Annotated in this window: 20 protein-coding genes; 16 read left to right on the plus strand and 4 right to left on the minus strand. The window is 37.5% G+C overall.

The features are described from left to right. The first annotated feature begins 266 nt into the window (after positions 1 to 266). Both E1140_RS10985 and E1140_RS10990 read left to right on the plus strand, forming a co-directional pair. Positions 267 to 1,301 (plus strand): sensor histidine kinase, encoded by a 1,035-nt coding sequence (locus E1140_RS10985; protein WP_155183181.1) that lies wholly within the window; start codon positions 267 to 269, stop codon positions 1,299 to 1,301. A gap of 2 nt (positions 1,302 to 1,303) precedes the next feature. Next, positions 1,304 to 2,044, plus strand: coding sequence for a LytR/AlgR family response regulator transcription factor (locus tag E1140_RS10990; protein ID WP_185153533.1), 741 nt, complete (start codon positions 1,304 to 1,306; stop codon positions 2,042 to 2,044). Between the two features lie 12 nt (positions 2,045 to 2,056). On the opposite strand, the gene E1140_RS10995 is transcribed toward E1140_RS10990, so the two are convergent. Next, on the minus strand, positions 2,057 to 3,448 hold the full coding sequence (locus tag E1140_RS10995; RefSeq protein WP_155183186.1) for an MATE family efflux transporter: 1,392 nt from the start codon (positions 3,446 to 3,448) through the stop codon (positions 2,057 to 2,059). Between the two features lie 199 nt (positions 3,449 to 3,647). On the opposite strand from E1140_RS10995, the gene E1140_RS11000 reads away from it, so the two are divergent. From E1140_RS11000 to E1140_RS11050, 11 genes are all read left to right on the plus strand, one after another. Next, complete coding sequence (locus E1140_RS11000) at positions 3,648 to 5,612, plus strand: tetratricopeptide repeat protein (RefSeq protein ID WP_155183188.1); 1,965 nt, start codon at positions 3,648 to 3,650, stop codon at positions 5,610 to 5,612. Positions 5,613 to 5,722: 110 nt separating this feature from the next. Next, positions 5,723 to 7,915, plus strand: a complete 2,193-nt coding sequence (locus tag E1140_RS11005) for an ATP-binding protein (RefSeq protein ID WP_155183190.1) — start codon at positions 5,723 to 5,725, stop codon at positions 7,913 to 7,915. A gap of 55 nt (positions 7,916 to 7,970) precedes the next feature. Next, positions 7,971 to 8,681: a membrane or secreted protein gene (locus E1140_RS11010; protein ID WP_155183192.1), complete on the plus strand. Its 711-nt coding sequence runs from the start codon at positions 7,971 to 7,973 to the stop codon at positions 8,679 to 8,681. Between the two features lie 50 nt (positions 8,682 to 8,731). After that, positions 8,732 to 9,643: an RDD family protein gene (locus tag E1140_RS11015; RefSeq protein ID WP_155183194.1), complete on the plus strand. Its 912-nt coding sequence runs from the start codon at positions 8,732 to 8,734 to the stop codon at positions 9,641 to 9,643. Between the two features lie 102 nt (positions 9,644 to 9,745). Next, complete coding sequence (locus E1140_RS11020; protein WP_155183196.1) at positions 9,746 to 10,783, plus strand: adenylate/guanylate cyclase domain-containing protein; 1,038 nt, start codon at positions 9,746 to 9,748, stop codon at positions 10,781 to 10,783. Positions 10,784 to 10,856: 73 nt separating this feature from the next. Continuing rightward, positions 10,857 to 11,822, plus strand: coding sequence for a helix-turn-helix transcriptional regulator (locus E1140_RS11025; protein WP_155183199.1), 966 nt, complete (start codon positions 10,857 to 10,859; stop codon positions 11,820 to 11,822). A gap of 276 nt (positions 11,823 to 12,098) precedes the next feature. After that, a complete protein-coding gene (locus E1140_RS21780) occupies positions 12,099 to 13,052 on the plus strand; it encodes a GyrI-like domain-containing protein (RefSeq protein ID WP_246202827.1) in 954 nt (317 codons plus the stop codon). Between the two features lie 186 nt (positions 13,053 to 13,238). After that, positions 13,239 to 13,691, plus strand: a complete 453-nt coding sequence (locus E1140_RS11035) for a hypothetical protein (RefSeq protein WP_155183201.1) — start codon at positions 13,239 to 13,241, stop codon at positions 13,689 to 13,691. Between the two features lie 27 nt (positions 13,692 to 13,718). Next, on the plus strand, positions 13,719 to 14,207 hold the full coding sequence (locus tag E1140_RS11040; protein WP_185153534.1) for a sigma-70 family RNA polymerase sigma factor: 489 nt from the start codon (positions 13,719 to 13,721) through the stop codon (positions 14,205 to 14,207). Beyond that, positions 14,191 to 14,826 (plus strand): hypothetical protein, encoded by a 636-nt coding sequence (locus E1140_RS11045; protein ID WP_155183204.1) that lies wholly within the window; start codon positions 14,191 to 14,193, stop codon positions 14,824 to 14,826. Before E1140_RS11040 ends, E1140_RS11045 begins: the two co-directional genes overlap by 17 nt. A gap of 43 nt (positions 14,827 to 14,869) precedes the next feature. Beyond that, entirely contained in the window at positions 14,870 to 15,424 is a 555-nt protein-coding gene (locus E1140_RS11050) for a hypothetical protein (protein ID WP_155183208.1), read from the plus strand. 29 nt (positions 15,425 to 15,453) lie between these two features. On the opposite strand, the gene E1140_RS11055 is transcribed toward E1140_RS11050, so the two are convergent. Then, entirely contained in the window at positions 15,454 to 18,084 is a 2,631-nt protein-coding gene (locus tag E1140_RS11055) for a vWA domain-containing protein (RefSeq protein ID WP_155183211.1), read from the minus strand. Positions 18,085 to 18,216: 132 nt separating this feature from the next. Here E1140_RS11055 and E1140_RS11060 point away from each other — a divergent pair, with 132 nt between their 5' ends. The 3 genes from E1140_RS11060 to E1140_RS11070 all read left to right on the plus strand — a co-directional run bounded on the left by E1140_RS11060 (position 18,217) and on the right by E1140_RS11070 (position 20,152). Further along, a complete protein-coding gene (locus tag E1140_RS11060; protein WP_155183214.1) occupies positions 18,217 to 18,579 on the plus strand; it encodes a hypothetical protein in 363 nt (120 codons plus the stop codon). 8 nt (positions 18,580 to 18,587) lie between these two features. Then, positions 18,588 to 19,418: an alpha/beta hydrolase gene (locus E1140_RS11065; RefSeq protein WP_155183217.1), complete on the plus strand. Its 831-nt coding sequence runs from the start codon at positions 18,588 to 18,590 to the stop codon at positions 19,416 to 19,418. 146 nt (positions 19,419 to 19,564) lie between these two features. Then, positions 19,565 to 20,152, plus strand: a complete 588-nt coding sequence (locus E1140_RS11070; protein ID WP_155183220.1) for a hypothetical protein — start codon at positions 19,565 to 19,567, stop codon at positions 20,150 to 20,152. Positions 20,153 to 20,273: 121 nt separating this feature from the next. On the opposite strand, the gene E1140_RS11075 is transcribed toward E1140_RS11070, so the two are convergent. Together E1140_RS11075 and E1140_RS11080 are read right to left on the minus strand one after the other, a co-directional pair. Next, the gene (locus tag E1140_RS11075; protein ID WP_155183223.1) at positions 20,274 to 20,954 is read right to left on the minus strand and encodes a phosphatase PAP2 family protein; all 681 of its coding nucleotides are present in this window, start codon (positions 20,952 to 20,954) and stop codon (positions 20,274 to 20,276) included. Positions 20,955 to 20,957: 3 nt separating this feature from the next. Continuing rightward, a complete protein-coding gene (locus E1140_RS11080) occupies positions 20,958 to 22,214 on the minus strand; it encodes a 4-hydroxy-3-methylbut-2-enyl diphosphate reductase (RefSeq protein ID WP_343034229.1) in 1,257 nt (418 codons plus the stop codon). Between the last annotated feature and the right edge of the window lie 142 nt (positions 22,215 to 22,356).

Consider the following 22,356-nt stretch of genomic DNA (forward strand, 5'->3'; position numbering starts at 1 on the left):
CTGTTCTCATGAGCCAATAGTTTTGCTTATTATATTGAGAGAATTTCCAGTCGAATACTCCCTTGAAAAAATTCACGGTAGTCTCAGGGTTTATGGTATCTATCTCAAAAAATACAACTCTTGTCATGATCGTTTCATTTAAGTTGAATGGGTAATATTTGACATTCAACCATCTGAATTTAGTATTTTTATTAATACAAAAATGAAAATAAGTACCGAACCGACTGAATTAGCAACTTAACCGGAAAAATATTTGACTTAACAAGATGAGCCAGCAAATTAAAATCAATGATAAACTGGTGCGAATTATAGGCGTCCAGTTTTTTGGCTTCATTATTCCAAATGCAACAGGGCTTGTCTCTAATGCAAATCGATCTGCATTATTTCTGTTGGGTGCATATGCTTACTTTATGCTTATATCATTTCTTATCTGGCAAGGCAATCGTTGGATCCTTTTCAAACTGGAAAGCAAATACAATTGGTTTATCAACCCGGCTCAGAAAATTGTATTACTACTTGGTGCCAATGTATTTTATACTGCCCCGTTAGTAGTAACTATGCTCTATGCCTGGTATTCATTTATAGGAGCGCCAATCAATTGGAGTGTAATACAAATAACCGCTGTGGTATGTGTAATCTGTGTTATTTTCATCACACATGTCTATGAAACTATCTTTCTGATAAAGCAACGCGAGACAGATATAATAGCAACGGAGCGGTTGGAGAAATCAAGAGTAAAAGCTCAGCTTGAGGCATTGAAGAATCAGATTGATCCGCACTTTATGTTTAACTCTTTAAATAGCCTTTCCTATCTCATTGATGAAAATCCTACGAAGGCAAAGAACTTTACCTCCAGTCTGGCGGAGGTTTACCGCTATATTTTAAGTAATAAAGATGAACGCCTTGTACTACTGGAAGACGAGCTTATTTTCTTAAACAAATATATGGAACTGTTGCAGCTACGTTATGGCAATGACCTAAAAGTTGAATTTGACATCGATGCACAAATCAGTTCCAATTATCTCATACCGCCCATCTCAATATTTATGGCGCTCGAAAATGTGGTTAAGCACAATGAAATTTCATCGCGATACCCCATGCAAGTCAACATTAATAAAAATGATCACTGGCTCAATATTTCAAACCAGGTGAGGAAGAAAAAATCTTTACAACACTCATCTAAAATAGGACTTAAGAATCTTGAAGAGCGTTTTAAAATAATTGTTGGAGAAGGTATTAAAACCAGCGTGGACCAAAACACATTTTGTATTCAACTTCCTATGCTAGAACTTAACGGATGAGTATGAGGGTAATAATAATAGAAGATGAAAAGACAGCAGCAGCTAAGCTTGCTCAAATGTTATTATCTATTGATTCATCAATAAAAATTGAGTCTGTTCTGGAGGGAGTTGAGGAAACCATTGACTATTTAAGATCAAACACACACCCACAACTTGCTTTTGTAGATATCCAATTGGCAGATGATGTTTCTTTCGAAATCTTTAAAGCTATTGATGTTCAATTTCCCGTAATCTTCACAACTGCTTATGATGACTATATCATTAAGGCGCTTGAGTTAAACTCCATAGATTACCTTTTAAAACCAATAGCAGAAGATAGATTAAAGCTGGCGTTAGACAAGGTTAAAAAGCTGGAAACCCACTTTATCCAGCATAAGTTTAACGCCCTTTTTGATCAGGGCAAACCTTCAAAGTCTAGATTTCTGGTTAAAAAAGGAATAGAATATGTATCTGTTTCTACTAACCAGATTGCTTACTTTTTTACCGAGCACAAAATCGTTTTTTTGAAAGACCGGAATGGTGAAAAATACATCATTGACAAGAACATTAGTGAATTACAGGAGCTGCTTGATCAACAATTTTTTAGAATCAACAGAAAATACATTGCCCATATCGAAGCCATTAAAAGTTTTAAACCCGACAATGGAAAATTGCAGCTGACACTGGAGCCAACTACTAAAGAAGAGGTAGTAGTAAGCAAAGAAAATGCTCCTCATTTCCGACAGTGGATTGAGGAGCAATAATTCTATTTTAAATTAAACAGTAACTGTTTTCCATTTGCCCTTGCGGAAGATTACTATGCTCACTACAGCAAATAGAGATGATGCAACAGCAATCGCCAGAAAAATGCCCAATGGACCTAGTTCAAAAGTTCTGGATAACACCCATGCTAAGGGTACTTCAAACATCCAAAAGCAGAAAAAATTAATCACTGTAGGGGTTTTAGTATCCCCGGCACCGTTAAATGACTGGCCTATAACCATGCCATAGGCAAAGAATATATAACCACAGCAAATTACCCTTAATGCTAAAGCACCATATTTAACCACTTCTGGTTCACTGGCAAAAAGCCTTACAAACCACTCTGCCCAAATACCAAAAATGAGTGATATTATCAGCAAGAAGATCATATTGTAGAAAGCTGATTTCCAAACAGATTGCTCTGCCCTGTCAGGAAATCCCGCCCCTAAATTCTGTCCTACCAAAGTGGCTGCGGCATTGCTAAGTCCCCATGACGGCAGTATGGTAAACATGATAATTCTAAAAGCAATGGCATAACCAGCCAAAACCTCACTTCCAAAAACTGCACTTATTCTTACGAGAAACAGCCAGCTCAATGTTCCTATCATATACTGCCCAATACCTCCAAGTGATATTTTGACGATATTTCTAATAATATCCCATTTTATCTTCAGGTTTTGGACAGTAACCCTGATTACAGAAGTTGTTCCGAATAATGCGACTAACTGAATAACAACACCTATCCCCCTTCCGATGTTAGTTGCTATAGCTGCACCCTCGACACCAAAAGCAGGTATAGGACCAAGGCCAAAAATGAATATCGGGTCCAGCAAGATATTCAAGCCATTAGCTATCCATAACACACGCATGGCTATAGACGCATCACCTGCTCCACGAAATATCGCATTGATCAAAAACAGGAGCATTACCGTTACGTTGCCCCCCAACATAATTCTGGTATATTTATAACCTTCCTCTATTAAGTCCGGCTCACCGCCCATCAGCCTAAGGACATCCTTCGCAAAAAAGATTCCCACTAACGAGAAGACCATAGATATTACAATTGTGAGAAAACCAGCTTGTATACCTGCGGTAGCAGCCTTTTCAGGTTGTTTTTCACCGATCCTTCGTGCCACCACAGCTGTAGCAGCCATGCTAAGCCCTATGGCAATGGCATACACAATCATAATTACAGATTCTGTAAGTGCTACTGTAGCCACAGCATTAACACTTACTTTGCCCACAAAGTAAATGTCCACAACTGCAAATAGAGATTCCATCACCATTTCCAAAATCATGGGAATGGAAAGCATAAATATTGCTTTGTTAATGCTTCCGCTAACAAAGTCTTTTTCTTCGCCTTTTACGGCACTAATAAAATTCTTTAGTAAAGATTTAATACGCATTATATCGGTAGTTAATAATTAAAAGATGAGACTACTAGATGATTAGGTCTACCTTCTAAAGGCACCTAATCTACGCTACCGATATGACTATCATAACATTAAATTTTGAACTTACTGGATGTAAGTTTTTGTAATAAATTCGATTGCAATTAACACGAATAAATCTGAAGTTACAAAGCAATTTACCAGATCCATACGTATGCGATTAAAGACTTTACTGTTTTTTACACTATTTGGTTACAGTTTGTTTCTATTTTCTCAGAGCCCTGAGATCGATAGTCTAAAAATTTTAACCGAAAATGCTGTTTCTGATACAATAAGAATTGACGCTGCAAATCTACTTGCCAGGAAATACCGCTCCATTGATCTAGAAAAAACTTTCGAATATGCCGAAATGGCACTGACAACGGCTAAAAAAATTGAAGACCTTTCAAGGCAGGCTAACATACTTAATTACATTGGGATTGTACACTATGGATTAGGCAATTATGAATTAACCCTCGACTATTTTTATCAGGTGCTTTCAATTCATGAACAGACCCAAGATAGCGTTCAATTAGCGGTAATCTACAACAATGTGGGTCTTATACTTACCGATCTTGGTCGGTTTGAAGAGACTATAGAGTACTACGAAAAGTCCTTAAAAATAAAGCTTAATAAAGGTGATGATATTGGAGTAGCTACTACCTACAGCAACTTGGGTTTAGTATATGATGAGGTTGGAAAAATAGATACAGCCATGTACTATTATAGGCTTTCCTACAACATTGATAAAAAGGAGAATTATATTGAAGGGATCTATGCCGACCTGAGCAATATAGGTGACAATTTTATGAAGCGCGAGAACTATGACTCGGCAAAAAAATATTATGAAGGCTCAATGTCACTTATGAACCAGATAGAGGAGCCCTACTACAAGGCCGAGCTTCTTGAAAAGTTTGGGGACGTAAATCTTGCTCAAAAGGAATATGAGCGTGCCAAAGAGAAGTACACGCTGGCACTAGAAATGGCGACAGAAATTGGGGCCAAACAGATCATCGGCAACACATATAAAGGCCTTTCTGAAGTAGATAAGGCACTTGGAAATTTTAAAAGCTCCCTTGAGTACTATGAAAAGTATGTGGCCATACAAAGAGAGATTTTTAATGAAGAGCAAGCACAAAAACTGGCTCAGGTGGAAAACAATTTTCAAATACAGACGCGTGAAAATCAGATCAATCTCTTAAATAAGGAAGCAGAGATTAAGGACTTGCGGTTAGATAATAACCAAATGCTTATCTACTGGATGGGTGGAATTATTGCACTAATTATTTTCATCATCATATTACAGTACCGTAAAAACAGCTACAAGACAAAAACTAATTCAATACTTCAAGCTCAAAATGATGAGATAAAAGAGAAGAATAAAAACATTATGGACAGCATTTTGTGCGCAAAAAATATCCAACAGGCCATTCTTCCTGATGATGAGAAATTGAAAAATGTCTTTAACGAAGCTTTTGTCTTTAGCAGAGCAAGAGATGTGGTGAGTGGAGATTTTTATTGGTTTGCAGAGCGTGATGAAAAAGTCTTGATAGCAGCAGTAGATTGCACCGGGCATGGTGTACCAGCGGCCTTCTTAAATGTATTGGGAAATACGCTGCTCAACCAGATCGTTCATGAGTCAAATGTACTTAGCCCATCAAAAATATTGGAAGAACTTAATGACCATGTAATTGACAGCCTGAAATCTAACAAGGTGTATGTTCAGGTTGATGATGGTATGGACATTGCGCTTTGTATGTTTGACAGAAATACTAAAAAACTATCTTATGCAGGTGCTAAAAGGCCACTATACTTCATTCATAAAAGTGAGCTTAATGTTGTTAAAGGAGACCATTACCCTGTAGGTGGAATGCTTTATGAAACCAAAAGAAACTACAATCAACATGAGCTTCAGCTCCAGTCAAATGACCTCATCTATATGTTTACTGATGGAATTGTAGATCAGTTTGGTGGGGAAAGTAACAAAAAGTTCATGTACGGGCGCCTGAAAAAACTTCTGAATGAGATTGTAGGTCTTCCACTGGAGAAGCAAAAAGAGGCCATTGAAAATGAATTAATTAGCTGGCAGGGAAGCAATGAACAAACTGACGATATGCTGTTCATAGGGGTGAAAGTTTAGGCCTTTAAACTGTTATAAATTCTAGATTAGAATAACAATTATTTATCTAGACACCTATAATTATTATACCTTTAAATTCTAAAAGCAGTTCTATAATTCAACGGTTCTTAATGAAGCCATTTTACCTCATATTAATTACAATTCTTTCTTTTGGGCAACTCGCTTATGCGCAAACCGATGTAGAAATAGATAGCGTTAAACGTGAGTTAAAAAAAGTAGGTACTAACGACTCCGTTCAAATTGCACTATACCTCGATATAGCCTTTAAATACAGAAATCTTAATCTGGATTCTATGAAACGGTATGCCAATAACGCTAGGTTATTGGGTATAGAGGTATTCAATATTAACGGACAACTGCAAGGACTGCGGAATGTGGCACTGGCCTATATCAATGAAGGCAAGCCAGATACAGCAATTGTAATGTTGAAACAGGTGGTCTCTGAAGCCCGAGGTTTTGGCAATAAGGCGAAATCTAATCTGGCAGATGGGTTAAACAGCTTGGGAAGAGCTTATTATAGCATCTCAAAATATGATAGCGCCATATTAATTTTTGAAGAATCAGCAGAAGTGTTTGAGGAACTCGGTAGACCTATAGATGTGGCAGGAGCCTTATTAAATATTGGCGCAACATTAGAATCTAAAGGTGATGCTGTTAGGGCTATTAATTATCTTAATGATGCCTTATTAGTTTTTGAAAAAGAAAACCATGATTACGGAAAAGCTACTGCCGCATATTATCTGGCCAACATATTTGAAGATCAGCAAGACTATAAAAAGGCCCTCCAGTATTTTACGCAAGTTGCTGAAATTGACAGCACCCTTGGAAACCTTAGAGACTTTGCCAATTCATTGAACAGATTAGCTGGTCTAAGCTTATCTGATTCAGACACACTCAGGGCAATCAGTAATTATAAGCGAGCAACGAAAATATATGAAACGGTTGGGGCTAGGTGTGAAAAAGCTAACCCAATCAATGGACTAGGAAACCTTTACGTTGCCATGAACCGGCTGGACTCAGGTTTCTATTATCTCAACATGGCATTAGACATTGCTATATCTTGTGATAATAAAGGTCAAATTGCTTCTTCCAGGTCTGCCCTTGGAAAGTACTACCTGGCAACTAATAATATTCAAAAAGCACTGTCAAACTATCTTGAGGCCTATGAAATTGATACTGCTCTTTCATCAAAAGAAGGAATGTCTAAGTCTGCATTTGAACTCTATGAGATTTACAAAACTCTAGGTCAGAGTAATAAGGCACTCTATTACCTCGAGATTTCCAGAAAATATGAAAACGAACTTTTCAATCAGGATAGAACAAGAAAAATTGCTCAGTTAGAAGGTGAATATGAACTGGAGAAAGAGCGGCAAAAGTTTGAATTCGAAAAAGAGCGGGAAAGTCTGGCTTACCAGAAGAGCCTAAAGGAAAAGAGAACGACTATTTACATTGTTGTAGTCGGATTAGTATTGGTGAGTATTTTACTAATCGTCATGTTCCGATTATACGCCCAAAAAGGAAAAATCAATAAGCAATTAAATGATTCAATGGCTGATTTGAAAGAAAGCAATGAAGAGATAAGCCATCAGACAGAAATGCTATCAAAGAGGTCAGATGAACTGGAGCGTTTGAATGAAGAAAAAAATACGATCATAGGAATAATTGCCCATGATCTCAAAAGTCCACTGAATCAGATCAAAGGCTTAGTAAGTCTTATGAAGCATGAAAGTGACGCCAAGCAGTCTGCAGAGTATATTGATAAGTTGGAAATTTCTGCGAACCGATCAGTTGAAATGATTGATAGGATTTTGGACATCAATGCTGTGGAAAATCAAGGGTTAACTGTCAAAAAAGAAAATACTAATCTTAACTCCTTGATTAACACAGTAGCCGAAGATTATAAGCCCGGTGCAGATAAGAAGAAAATAGGTTTGGTTGTGCAAAATGCTGAGCAAGTCAATCTGGAAACAGATCCGCTGTTGGTCAGAGAAATTATGGACAACCTGATTTCCAATGCGCTGAAATTTTCTCCGTCTGATAGTAAAGTGACTATTAGTTTAAATACTGCTCGTGAAAATTATACCATTGCTGTTGAAGATCAGGGGCCGGGAGTTAGCGTTAGCGATCAAAAGAAAATCTTTAATAAATACGCACGCGCCACGGCTCAACCAACGGGTGACGAAAAGTCTACTGGTCTTGGGCTGGCCATAGTTAAGCGTTATGCGGATGCTTTAGGCTATCAAGTAAAGTGTGAAAGTGACGGTAAATTAGGAACAACTTTTAGCCTTATTATCCCGTCCTAAAAAGTGCTAACTTTATTCTAACAGACCCATTCTAGTTTATTTAATTGAACAAGCTATGAAAATACTTTCTTCGTTTATCATCTTCCTCCTTATTTCATCAGGCAGTCACGCACAAAACATTATTGGTGCCTGGGAGGCCCATCATACCAATGAACAAGGTGTTGATATTAAAAGTGTTGTAATGTTCGCTGATGGTTATCAGGTGATTTCTGTCTATGAAGCCAAGACCGGTAAATTTATTCACACCAATGGTGGCACCTGGAGGCTTGATGGGAATACCATGACAGAAAAAGTAGAGTTCGATACAGACAACTCTGATCGTGTGGGCACCGAAGTCAGCTTTCAGGTGGAGATTACTGATAAAACCATAGGCATTGTTGGGAGCGAAACCATACTGACAAGAATAGATGACGGTACACCCGGCCAACTGCAAGGGGCTTGGTTGATGTCTGGCAGGGTTAAGGATGGTGAGACTCAATTGCGAGATACCGATCAGCCCAGAAAGACCATGAAAATGCTGTCAGGAACCAGATTTCAATGGATCGCCTATAACACTGCAACCAAAGAGTTTATGGGAACAGGTGGAGGCACTTACACCACTGTTGATGGCAAGTACACCGAAAATATTGAGTTCTTCTCCAGAGATGACAACAAAGCAGGCTTAAGTCTGACTTTCAATTATGAGTTAATTGATGGTAAATGGCACCACTCTGGATTGTCAAGTAAGGGCGACCCAATTCATGAAATTTGGAGTGTTAGGGAATAAATTCCATTAGCAACCTACTAGGTCCCAAAAATTAAAAAGATTGTAAAAACATGTTTATTAAAAGAATTGGTGCATTAACCATTGACTCAATAATACTTGGAATCCTTGGTTATTTGATTGCTCTCGCTGGAGAGTCCTTGTTAGTTGAACTTAGTATTCATGGAGTACTGTTAGGCTGGGCAATTTCAACTATGTATTTCGCTGTTTTCAATAGCCACTATGGAAATGGGCAATCATTAGGCAAACGCGCGCTGTCTATTGAAGTAGTAAATACTGATGGCTCTCATCTGAATTTTAACAAAGCACTCATTAGAAGTTTGCTTTTAACATCTCCATTTTTCTTACTAGAATACTTACAAAACTTTGATTATTTGACTGTATTCTCTTCGTTGCTTGGTGTATTAAATATTGCCTACTACGTTGGCCTATCTTACTTTTTTTTAGCCAATACTAAGGATAGGAGAACTATTCATGATCTATTAGCTAATACATATGTTAAACTTCAAAATAGTGATCGACAGGAAATAACTCCTTTATCAAGAATGAAAGTCTACGGGTACATTGGTATAATAGCTGCCATACTTTCTGCTTTTGGAGCGACTTTTTATTTTTTTAAAAGTACAACTAATGCATTATCAGACATTGTTGAAGCAAATCAGGAAATTTTAGTAGAGGTTGCAAGTGATGTTTATGAACTTGAAGATGTAGTCCGCGTTGAGTCATCAAAAATAAATGTCACTGTTGAATCGCAATTAGGTATTGTAATTGAGGTATGGGTAAATAAAGATGTTAACAACTTAGATGCTGAAGAAATTTATAACAAAATTATGACAATACTTTCGTCTAAGACTTTCAAGCTTAATAGAATAGATTACTCTGAAGTTGTATTAAAATATGGTTATGATATTGGCATTACGAGTTATAATACTTCCAGATCATGGAAAACTGACAATACTAAATAGCATCAACTAGCCTTATATAAAAACCAATCGATGGGCACATATAACAATTAAATAACAAACACTTTGCCTTATTACAACTATTAGCTAACCCCTTGATCATCAATGAAATTCAAAAATAGGCGTAATTGGCAAATCATAAAACAGTTCAGTATAGGTTGGACTTTGGCATTCCTGTTTTTGAGTTTTGTCAGAGGTGAAGGCACTGTAGAATTAGGTTCCGTCCAGTTCGAATTAGTTGAAGCCTTTTTGGGCAGCATATTGATGGGGCCTATTCTTGGCAGCATCTCTGGTATTGCTCAAGTGCTTACTGAAGAGTATGGCTACAAGCAGATCTCATTACAAAAGTTGTTGGTACTTAGGGCCATTTTTGTTGTCCTCTTTTTGACTTTCATGATCTTACTGGCCTATGCCGTATATGGCGAGAATATAACGCTTATAGAGTTCGCCTTTGAGCCAGGAAGCTTTGCCATCTATTTTTATATAGTATTTGTAGACATTTTTATGGTCAGCCTGAGACTAGTCATCCTGTTCTTTGGGAGCAATAACCTTTGGAAACTCTTAAGAGGTAAATACTATACACCAAGTGATGAAGAGCGGATATTTATGTTTCTAGACCTGCAGTCCTCAACAGAGCATGCTGAAAGGCTTGGTCATATCACTTATAGCAAAATGATTCAGGACTGCTTCAACGACTTAGGTGTTGTGATAGAAAATGAAGCAGAAATATACCAATATGTTGGTGATGAAGTTATTCTGACATGGAAATTAAAGGTTGGTTTAAGAAATCAAAATTGTATTAATGCCTATTATCATTTCCAAAAAGAGCTACTTAAAAAGAAGGATTATTATCTAGAAAAATACAATTCCCAACCACATTTTAAAGCCGGTTTAAATGAAGGCCTTGTAACAGTAACAGAAATAGGAAAGTACAAAAAAGAAATCGCCTACCATGGCGACCCAATCAATACAGCGGCCAGAATTCAGGGCAAATGCAATGAGCTTCAGAAAGAACTCTTAATCTCTGAAAATCTAAAAACTAAATTGACCGAAACTGATTTCACTTTTGAAGAGCTGGGTAAAATTGAGCTCAGAGGTAAGGAAAAGCAGGTGTTACTTTATGCTGTACATAAAAAAGCTTAAGATCAAAAGAAGCTGAAACCAACCTGAAAAGGATATATTTTGTAATATAGTGACCTAATTAACTGGTTTTAAGATGAACCGCATCGACCGACTTTCTGCCATACTCATACAGCTACAAAGTAAAAAAGTAGTACGTGCGCTCGAGATTGCCGAGCGGTTTGATATTAGCTTACGCACCGTTTATAGAGACATTAGGGCTTTAGAAGAAGCGGGAGTGCCCATTGGCGCAGAGGCAGGTGTTGGTTATTTTATGATGGAAGGTTACAACCTTCCGCCTGTCAAGTTTTCTAAAGATGAAGCCGGAGCTATACTCATGGCCACTAAGCTGGCTGAAAAACAAACTGATGTATCTATCAGAAATAATCTTAATGATGCACTGTTCAAAATCCGATCTGCACTTAAAGTGGAGGAAAAGGATTATTTGGAGAGCATAGAAAATAATATCGAGGTCATCCATTCTCCACAAACCATCAATGCAGACTTTCCTAATCATTTTTTAGCTGACATTCAATCTGCATTGGCCAATAAAAAGGTGATCAACTTTGATTACTACTCAAACTATAATGACGCCTTTACAAATCGTGATGTAGAACCTATGAGCTTGTGCTACTACTCCAGAAATTGGCATTTGGTGGGGTATTGCAGACTAAGAAATGACCTTCGTGATTTCCGGTCTGACCGAATCATGAAGCTGCGTGTCACGGAAACAAGTTTTGACCCTGCAAGGCACGAAGATTATAAAGGTTATCTTGATACGATAGTTAGAGGCACTGATTTGATTGAAGTGAATGTCCGCTTTGATGCCAAAGTGAGTCGCTACATTCAGGAGTCAAGGTATTTTATGGGTTTTATTGAAAGCGAAGTCCATGATGACTATGTTGACATGAAGTTCATGACCTCAGACCTAAACATTTTTGCCCGTTGGCTCCTCCAATTTACAACTGCAGCTAAAGTTATTTCCCCCTCTCTATTAGAAGACAAAGTCATTGAGTTTTTCCAGGAAGGGCTGGCTGCCTATTCTCAGGTTGAAGCAAAGTAATGGCTAGTGCCTGTATTTTTATGATCTAATTTGCTGCTTTCTTTGAGTCATCATTAATTACTATAATTCTCTCTCTACTTTTTTCATTAAGAAAAAAAGTAGCAAAAAAAGGAAGTTTGAAGCTACCCGGCCGCACCCTCCTCAAACTTTCGTGCCTCCCTTCCTTACGCAAGCTTGACGTAGATTTTCACAACTGAAAAAATAATTGAAATTTATTTTTCACTGCTGACATAGGGTTGTCACTACCCCCTACTTTCTTGCTTAAAAAAAGAAGTTATGAAAGTATTATTCACCCTAGTCTTTACAGTTATGACAACACTAACAGCAAAAGAAACCACAGTATTTGAACTTGTGGTTTACAAAATCAAAAACGAGTATTCTGAGAACTATGATGACATTCTGGATTCGGCCAGGTCATATATTATGAAGTTCCCGGGTATTTTGGAATATCAGACATTCAGGTCATCAGAAAATGAACTGGTATTTATGGATCTGGTTAAATGGACTTCATTAGATAAAGCCGTTGATGCAGCTTCACAACTTGAAAAAATTAAAGAGCTGACTCCTTTTATGGCAGCGTTCGAAGAAATAAAATTTATGGATCATTTTGAATTATTTAACACGGAAACAATGAACAAACTAGACCTCACCAAAACTGACAAAGCCTACTATACGGCAAAAAATACTCCCCAAATAATAGAGGCTACACCGTATAATTATTTAACCATTAATGGGGTTTGTGCCCCTGAAGACCCGGTATTTCTGAATGCCATTGAGGCCATATATGCTGTGGCTTATGCTATCAAGTTTACCTACAAAGAAGAGGATAAAGACTTTGTAGTGCCCAAGATGGAAGGCCAATGGTGGGTAGAAGGTACGATTCCATTTGATCAAACGCCTCGAAACGAATGGCACTGGAACATTGCCATTCCCATGCCTGACTTTGTAAACAAATCGGATGTGGAAAAAGCGATACAGACAACCATTGCCAAAAAAGGATCTACTCAAATCAGTGAAGTTCAGTTCAGGCCTTTGAACGAAGGTAAGTGCGTACAAATACTGCATTTAGGAAGTTATGAAGATGAAGCTCCGACCCTCGAAAAGCTGTTTGCCTTTGTTGGTGAGCAAGGTCTGGAAATTAATGGCTACCATCATGAAATCTACCTCTCCGACCCAAGAAAAACTGAGGCTCATAAGCTCAAGACAATATTGAGGTATCCGGTGAAGTAAACTCAGGCGTTTTAGAAGCACTGTTATTCGGGAAAATATTGTCCTAAAATTTATGGGCATAATTTTCCCGAATTTTAAAGAGTTATTTAGGAATTAAGAATGAATAGAATTGGAGTAGAATAAAAAATAATTGACAAGGTGTAATAATCTTTGACTTAGGCCACTAAATAAGAAAAGATTAAAATTATGACACTGCAAGAGGCGCTTCAATATTTGAGAAAACTTGAATCTGAGGCAAAAGAAAAATCTGAAATAATGATTTACCAAAACTTCATTCATATACTCACTAATCTGGAGAATCGAGATTTCTCAGAGAACGAAGTTCAAACCATAGAGACTGAACTCACAGCACTTGAGTCAAACAGTGATACTGGAAACAAGAAAAGGCATTTTAGAAAAGTACTTCAACAATTTAAAAGGTTCTTGAACGATACTTTTTCCTTAATTACTAAAGGGCACTACACCAACATGGGGTTAGGACTCGGAGCATCATTTGGGGTTGTTTTTGGAATTGTTATTCTATCTAATTTTGAACGATCTTTGGGTATATCCTTTGGCATCACTATCGGGATGACAATCGGGTTAATCATAGGAAAAAATTTAGATTCTCAGGCCCAAGCTTCAGGTAGAATCATATAAAAATTCCTAAGCAATGCCATCAAAAAAGTGAGCAGCGATTTTTACTCATCTTCCATTTTGCCATATGCAGCTATCATAATAAAGATATGCCGCGCATATACTAACACGCAAGAGGATTTTGAGGATTACTATCAGGAGGTCTGTTTACAAATCTGGAAAAGCAGAAACAACTTTCGAGGGCAATCCGAATGGTCCACATGGGTGTACAGGCTTACGTTAAATGTTAGCCTTACCCTGTTGAAAAAACAGAAGAAAAGTCATAGTCAGATTTCTGACGAAATGCTGCCTGAAATTCCCGAAGAACCTGGGGTATTTGAGGATGAATCGCTAAATCAGCTTTACAGTGCCATTCGCAAACTATCTGAAGTTGATAGAGGTGTGATTTTACTTTACCTCGAAGAAAAGTCTTATCAGAAGATTGCTGAGATCATTGGCACCAACCCAAACAATATTGGTGTGCGCATAAAACGAATTAAAGAACGACTAAAAAAACTTCTAGATGGAAAAGTCTATTGAATCGATATGGAAGGATGGGTTTCAGAATGACAAGGGAATGAGTGCCCCTAAAGTCAATGACATCTACAATAAGAAATCCATACATATTATCGAGAAATTTGAAAAGATGTTCACTGTTAATATCTGGGGTATTGTGATAGTGAGCTCACTGCTATTTATCACTTCTTATTTTACAGGGGCGCTGTTTGCAGGCAGCATTGTACTTACCATGATGTTGTATGTAGCCTATACTGCATATCACGAGCTAGCATCATTGAAAAAAATAGATAAGAGTCAAAACAGCTATACTTTTTTAAGGTCTTTCAAAGATTGGATAAATAGGTCTGTTGACCGATATGGCAAAATGTATCGCATTGTTTACCCCGTCTTAATCCTTTCTTTTTATATTGGTATATGGTTCTCCAATACCTTTACAGATGTTAGAGAAATTGTTGCGGCAAACTCAGATGCATTATTTTTCGGACTCCATATCTATACGACCATTTTCGTGATCATTATCGCCATAATCATGAGCGTTTTTAGTAAATCTATTCATCGCGGAGATGTGAAAACAATTTATGGAAGGATACTAAAAAAACTTGATATGGCTCTTGCAGAGATGGAAGAATTGAGTCATTAAAAAAGGTTTAGATTAGTGGAATGAGAAAGGATATAGATACAAAATGAAGTTTATAATTATTCCTCTCATTGCATTAATACTTACTTCGTGTTCAAAGCCTATCAACTCAAAAACTAAAGGTCTAATATCAGGAACATGGAATCATTTAGGGTTCTTTATAGATGGAAACCTTGAATATGACACTTTAAGTCAGGGTATTAAAAATGACTTTGAATTGGATATGCACACCATTGAATATATTATTCAGACAGACTCTGGAAAATTTGTTCATATCTATTCACAGATTGATTCCCAATTAATCAGAATCAACAACTACAACAAATTAGATATTAATAAGTTAACCTTCACTGATGGTTTCAATGGAAAGCTATTTAGTTATTCCATTGACAGCTCGAAATTAAAGACCTTGGAAATTCAAGATGATTTTGAAGAACTTAATTTTAAATTGATATCAAGTGGCAATGAAGAATTTATAGAAATTGAATACCCAGGTGGGTTAAAGATGAAATCTTTAATTCTAGAATTAACATCTAAATCGATGTTGCTTCAATTTGATTCTCTCAGAACCAGTAAATTTGACAAAATAACATTGCCCTAAAAATATTAGGTTCTAATGGCGCCACCAGCTTATTCCTTCACCCTGGCCTTAGCCTCCTTCACTAAAACCAAATCCGAATTTTCCGAAGTGACGTGTGAGTATTTTCCTTTGCCTGATTCGGCCATTTTCATCATGTTTTCAGAGGGCTCACTACCAAAATAAAATACTGACATAGCAATATTTTTTGCGGCCTGTTCTTCTATGAACTTGTACTGTGCACTACCCATATTAAACTGCCCATCTGTAGCCACGATTATTCTGTTATTGCCATTTTCTATAAAGTATTTATCGGCTACTTCATAGGCAAGCTCCATCCCCTGATTAAAATGTGTGGTGCCTTCATAGTTCAGTTTATCAAGCTCTTTAACCACCTTGCTGCTTGTGCAAGACACACCTTTCAAAATAGCCTTGGCTTTTTCAGAATAGATAACAATAGAAATTTTATCCTCCTCGCGCATGATCCCAAGCAACCGCTTCAGCGACTCTTTTAAAAGTGGGAGTCTATCTGGGCTGTTCATCGAAGATGAAACATCCAATAGTAGAACAAGGTGATTAATGGCATAGCCATCCATTGAAGTATACAGATCATCCACATTTTCAGAAGTTACTTCAGGTTCAGATTGCTCAGCTTCAGGTGTCTTGTCAGGCGGACTTGCAAAGTCATAGAAAATCATCTTCTTCTGGTGCTTCAACAGAGAAGTTGGTTTAAAACTAATATAAGGATTGAAATACTCGAATTTCGAAATCTGTTCATCTGGTATTTCCACCATATTGTTAAAAGAATATTCTATCAAGTGATTGTATTGGTACACGAATTTCTCATAAACCTCAGCAGCCGAAGCACTTTTGCGCGGATTCGCTTCAAAGCCCAATTGTGATAGCTCGCCTAACTTTTTTGCATCATCTATGATTTGATTGTAATGACCTTCAATCTTGCTGGAAGAGGTTCCGTATCTACCTGCATTAATAGGATCAAGGTTATCATGCTTGTTCAAATAGGCCGTTCTGGCCTTGGTATTGAGGTCATCCGTTGAAGGTAAAACACCTGAACTATCTCTAATATAACTGTACATCTTTTCTACAATCTGCCGACTTTCATCCATTAGTGCTGTCATATCCTGTCCGGTTTTTATCCAGGGGTCAGACTGATCTTGGGTGAAGCTATTATAAATGAGTTTAAGGTTCTTATAAAGCTCATCAGACTGATAGTTGAACTGATCTATCAGGTGAGCAATTCTTTTTAACCTCGCCAATAAAAATTCATAGGTAGGCTCAATATTGCTTTTCCCATAGGTGGATAACTCCAATTGTTTTAGTGACTGCTGGAGTTCATCAAATATCTGCCATAGCTGCTTTGCCTGCTTATTTAGCACCTCTCGGTATGGCTCAGGTACATATTTACTATTGAATAAAGCACTTTGATAATAGGACAATGGAATGTCCGGGTAACTGTGATGAAACTTTGATGGTTTACGGCCATTTTCCTGAGCACTTATTACCGAACGATTGTAGCTTTCACACACCCTTGGAATACTTTTGCTCACGCGCACGGCATTATTCACAAACTCTACATAGCTATTGAGCGCAAAAGCCTCCTCTACAGAAATGCTTCTATTCATAGGTTTTACCGTGAGTGGCTTAACCTCAATTTCATCGTATTCAACTGGTTCAGGATCCACCAAAACAGGCTCATTTGGCAGTATAAAAACTGGGCTATATTCCGTCATGGTTATGCCTCTAAAATCCTCATTGTTACTGCAAAATTTATTGAAGAATGATATGGCCGCATTGTTCAACTCATTAACGAAGGCCTTATATCCAGAATTGGCATGACTGTCATCAAGCCCATTGTCATACATATTTCTATCCAGCCAGTAGCGCTTGGTCTTCTGTGAGCCATGATAGAGCTGATAAATAAACTGCTTATAAAACAGGCTAACCTTGGGTATCTCCACTCTCTGAAACATTGAGTCCATTTGGTTGATGTTATGAATCAACTCAGCATTGGGGATACCAGCAACGGGAATTTTGGGGTTTAAATTATACGCCCATTTATCCATCATTTCTACCTCCAGTTTGATGGCGTCACGCATCTTCTGTTCTGCAACATGATTGATATTACCAGAATTATAACGCTGGTGACTTCTGTAAATGGAATATATGATTTTATCAAACTCCCGCTTCGTGGTTCTGAATTGAAGGTATTCCTTTTGAATTGCTGAAAGTTGCTTTTCTACCCATTGCTGCTCGGCATCTTGCTGATAATCCTGAAGGTTTACATAAGCCTCAATCTCCCGGCATTTATCTACAATGTTTTTGTAGACACCTAGCATGGCGTAATAAGCATTATCAACTTGCTGGCGTTCACCATTAGCAAGTGCCACAGACCTTTCTTTGGTCGTTTTTAGATAGTAGTCATCTACAAAATCGATGCAGGCTGTTTTATAACTTCTAAAGCCATCACGCTGATGTTCTTTATAATTTAGTGATGCTGCATTAAAGCCCTCAAGACAACTCATGGCTTTAGTGAGGTTGGCTACACATTTGTTAGTTACCTCAACATAAGCATCCAAAGCTTTAGCCGTTTTAACCGGGATGGATTGCGCCTGAGTAGTATAAGCACAATAAAAAGCTATAAGCAGAAACGCAAAGTTCTTCATAATGGAAAGTTACAAATGATTATTTTAAAGTCTTCGAAGTATAATTTCTAATCGCACGAATGTAAATTAAGGGCAAAACAAACACAGTAAATTTTTATGCCGAATAATGCACAACATGTTAATGTTAAAAGTATGAGCAACGATACATTACTTCAAGTTGCGCATGGTCAGAGCAGTTTGTTGTTTGGAAGCCCTTCAGAAGATTATAAAGAGGCATGTATGAAGGAGCTAATTGAAAGAGGGTTTGATGAAGAAAAATATAACAGAGAAGTTGATTTATTGAAAAAGAGAGAGGTATTACCCTTAGATAGAGAAATTCTTATTCTCAACATCCTTTTCCCTTTTAGCAGCCCCTACGAAAATGAGATTAAAAGATTTCACGAACATGGTTTTAGGCGAAAAATCAATCAGGATTTAAAATCTAGGTTTGTCGGATTTATACTTTGGGCGATCATGGTTGGATCATTCTTGATCTATATAGAATTTATTAAATAAAAACATAAATGAAGCTCACAAAACAACTATTAGCGTATCTCTTCATTGTTTCATGTAGCCAGGTTATGGCTCAAAATACTGCGCTAGAAAACAAAACCAGCCAGCTCTCGATTGGAGAAAAAGTTGAACTTCAATCAGCAATACTCAACGAAAGTAGAGTCCTTAATATTTATCTACCGCAGGGATATTCGAGTGACTCTTCAAAGACATATCCAGTGATTTACTTGTTAGATGGTTCTATTGATGAGGATTTTATTCATATATCAGGACTTGTTCAATTCGGTTCATTTTCGTGGATCGGTATGATTCCTGAATCGATTGTAGTAGGCATATCTAACCTTGACCGAAGAAGAGATTTTACCTTTCCCACCAATAACATCCAGGACAAGGAAGACTTTCCAACAGCAGGAAAGTCTGAGGTATTTATAAACTTCCTAGAAAAAGAGCTGCAGCCTTTTATTGAAATGAAATACAAAACAGGCTCAACAAAAACGGTAATTGGTCAATCTCTTGGCGGGCTTTTAGCCACAGAGATTTTATTTAAAAGGCCCGATATGTTTGACAACTATATTATTGTAAGTCCCAGCTTATGGTGGGATGATGAGTCGTTATTAAAATACACACCTAAAGCCTACTCCTCAATGAAGTCTGTCTACATAGCTGTAGGCAAAGAGGGTGAAACAATGGAAAGAATTGCCAATGAATTACACAGCAAACTACAGCTACAGGAAAATAAAAATACCCATTTATATTTTCAATTCTTGGAAAAACAAGACCATGGAGATACGCTACATTTAGCCGTGTACGATGCCTTTGAAAAAATATTTAAGGAGGAATGAAAACTTCCCTTCAACCAGACAACCGAGAAAACTATTTGCAAACCAGCAGCAATGACATATATTGCTGATAAAAAATACCACGCACGCTCATGTTGTTAGCGGGGTGTTATCTGAAACAATAACCTAGAACATACGAATTATTTGAAATGAAATACCTAGCAATAATCTTTTTTATCTTCTCATGTAATTTTGCCAATTCTCAAAGCGTAAGTCTGGATGCAGAAATCATAACATTTGATGGTGACACGTTAAACAATAAAATAAAAATCTGGGTAAATATTTTCAACAAAGAGTTGATACGTGAAAATTCATTCTATCGTAAACTATCAGTAATCAATGGCGAGGGTATTAAAAAAATCAAGACTAAAGAAATTTCTCATTTATCTTTTATTGATCCAAAAGGAATGGAACGCAAATTCATTTCAGACTTTCATATGGATCCTATATCCAGTAAAAAAGGGACACTATATGAAGAACACGTTAATGGATGCGTAAATTGGTACACCATGTTCTCGACAAATACATACGATCAGTCTGTGGTGCGGACAGATTATTTTTGGCGCAAGGACGAGGGTGAGGTATATTCCAGTGGCCCATTTGGAAGTCTAAAAAAACGAATAGCAAAATTTCTTTTTGAGGATGAAGAGAGTTGGGCTCAAAAAATAAATGCAATAGAATCAATCGATGAAGTGAAGATTATATTGGAAAATTATAATGTCGAATGTAGCAGATAACATGGCCTAGCAGTGCATAAACTTATGTGCTTTGCTACTTTGGTATGTGCAAATCGCCCATTTTTCCCAACCAGTATCACCTGAAAGGGACTCTGATAGTTAAGTTTCAGTCCTGACTACACTAACTACTTTTAAACCCCCTATACCTCAGCCAGCCAATGACAAAAAGCAGCCAGAAAAGTCCGGCAGCAAAACCTGCCAGTACATCGCTGGGGTAGTGAGCACCCAGATAAATTCTGCTAATGCCTACAAGTACCACTACCATTGACAGCACCACGGCAACAGCATATTTTACCCATTTGGTATGGCCATAATGCATTACCAGATAAATAATGAACCCATAAAATACAATGGCTGTCATGCTATGTCCGCTCGGGTAGCTGTACGATTCCATTGACAGGTTTATCAATCTCAACTCTGCATCTGGGCGTGGTCTTACGAAGTATAATTTAAGAAATGTATTAAGCAGAAAAGATGACAGTACGATAACAACGGCCTCAATTGAACGGTGCCAATGCTTGTTAGTACCATAAAGTGAAAAGAAAATTATAGGCACCCCTGCCAGATACACATACAGATTTCCCAGTTCTGTAATGCCCTTCATGATGGAAGTCATTAACGGGTCACGATTACCAAAGATGAAATTTGAAATACTGTCATCAAAATCCGCCAATGCTCCTCTGTGAAGACTACCGGTCAATTTAAAGAAAACAAAAAGTGCCCCACCACAAAAAAGTGTAAGCGCAACCATAGAAGCCACAAACTTCCATTCGGATCTATTTCCTGATTGTTTCGTCTTCAACTGTTAATCTGTGATTTCAAATTCTGCCATCAGAGCTTCTAAAGGTTTTACTTCCTTAAAATAAGAAAGCACCTTCAGCATTACATCATCTACCAATGTGTCCGGGCAGCTGGCTCCGCTGGTAAGCACTATTTTGGTTGGGTTTTTAGAGGGCAGCCATTGGTTTGACACAAGACCTTTTTTATTATGATAATCAAAATGATGAATCTCTTCTTCAGACTTTATTTCATTGGGTGAATTAATAAAGTAGGTTGGAAATTTTCTTTCACACAACTCTACAATATGCGAGGTGTTAGAGCTATTGTATCCACCAACCACAATGGCTAAATCAGCTTCCTCTTCCAGCAGTCCGTAGGTGGCATCCTGATTGTCATTAGTAGCATAGCACAATGTATCGCGTGTATCCGCGAAATGTTCCTTAAATGAAGCTTCACCATAAACTTCCAGCATGGTCTGCTTTATATAATCTGCTATTTCCTGCGTTTCCGTGGCCAGCATGGTGGTCTGGTTTACCACACCCACTCTTGACAGATGCTTTTCTGGATCAAAACCCTCAGAATAACGACCTTCGAAAAGTTTGTAAAAATCATCAGAGCTCAATTCTCCAGATATTACCTGAGCCAGCTTTTTAGTTTCCTCTATATTTTTAACAATAACCGAAGGTGCTGTTTTAGAGCTATGTGAAAATGTAGCTCTTGTCTCTTCATGGTTGTGCTTGCCATGAATGATGATCGTGTGTTGTTCATCACCAAGTTTCTCTGAGCGCTTCCATACTTTCTCCACAAAAGGGCAGGTAGTATTATATTTCTGCACTTCTATACCTATGCTCTCAAGTTTATTCTCAATTTCTATGGTGGTACCAAAAGCCGGAATAATTACAATATCATCAGGATTGAGGGCATCCCACTCAATAAACTGAGTGCCGTCCGTATCCATAATAAACTGAATGCCTTTGCTTACCAGATCTTCATTCACAGCCTGATTATGTATCATTTGGCTAAGCAGAAAAACTCGCTTATCCGGATTTTCTTCCAAGGCTCGGTAGCTAATTTCAATGGCATTTTCTACGCCATAGCAAAAGCCAAAATGCCTGGCTATAAAAAACTGTACCGGGCCAAAGTCGAGCTTTGTAGGTGTAAAGTCCTTTTTACGAGGATCCGTTATTCTTCGCGATTCTTTAATACGGCCAGTGATTGACGACCGGTAATAAGCAGGTATTTCGAATTTTTTGATAGCGTGATACTTTTGTTCCAGACAAATTTAAATAATTGTAATTCAAACAAAGTGAGAATGGGATTAGTTTGATGGATTGGTAAACTAATTAGTATGTCTTTCCGGAAAATAAAGCCCTAAATTCTAAAAGGGGTTTATTTATCCGGAATCTATAATTACTATAATGAAG

This window comes from Fulvivirga lutimaris (assembly GCF_009711525.1).
In the GTDB taxonomy this organism is placed as follows: Bacteria; Bacteroidota; Bacteroidia; order Cytophagales; family Cyclobacteriaceae; genus Fulvivirga; species Fulvivirga lutimaris.